Below are 843 nucleotides of genomic sequence, written 5' to 3'. Positions count from 1 at the left end.
GTCCGGGACCGGCCCCGAGAACGGAATACCCCCGGCGGAAATGTGGGTGGAGTACACCCGGAACGCGACCGCTTTGGTTGAGCAGCTGCGCACACTGCCCCGTGATGACCACGCCACCTGGGCGAAAGCAGCGAGGGAAGTCTCCGGCGCGTTCGCGGCATGGTCACACCGGCTCGAACCGACCCCAGGCCCGCTGGCGGCCACCGCCGCCGAACTGTCCCGCACCGCCCAACTCCGGGCGCCACGGGAACACAGCAAGCCCGTCGCCCTGCCGTCCATTGCCGGGACTGCCATGTTGTTCATGGCCGCGTCCAGCAAGAACAAGACGGCCGCCCAATCGGCGCTCATGCTGCAACTGGTGAACACTGCCTTCGCCATCCACGAAATGCACCAGCAGTCCGGTCGAACCAGGGAAGCGCAGCGGCTCCGTGCCGTCGTGACGGAGCAGCTGAAGCCGTTCGCGGCGACCATGCCCCGGCCGGTCACCGTCGGTGCACCGGAACAGGCCGCGGCTCCGAATGCCGTCGAACTTGGACTGCGCGGCATGGCGCCCATCCGTCCAGGGTCAGCGGTACCGACCACACCAACGCCTTCCAAGACCCGCCAACACACGGGCCATGATTCCGGCCCCGTACTTGACCGATAACGACCACCACCAACTGCAAGGGGAGCGCGATGAGTGAATCAGACGGAATGGACGAATTTCTGGACGGCGGAATGCGGCAGTCCCTCATGATCGCGTCCCGCATTGCCGAGACGCTGGCCCGGCGCCGGCAGGAGTCCCAACGGCAGCAGGAGCACCAGGATGCCCAGGCAGCGCACAAAGCGCAGGCCCGCCTCACG

The 843-nt window shown here is 67.1% G+C and carries 1 pseudogene; it reads left to right on the top strand.

What is annotated here, in order from left to right:
• Positions 1-646: pseudogene (locus tag HGG74_RS20920) on the top strand (relaxase/mobilization nuclease domain-containing protein); the annotation flags it as partial.
• Between the last annotated feature and the right edge of the window lie 197 nt (positions 647-843).

This window comes from Arthrobacter mobilis (assembly GCF_012395835.1).
GTDB lineage: Bacteria > Actinomycetota > Actinomycetes > Actinomycetales > Micrococcaceae > Crystallibacter > Crystallibacter mobilis.
Note: the sequence above shows the minus strand (reverse complement) of the source record. Positions and strands in the feature narration are given on the sequence as shown.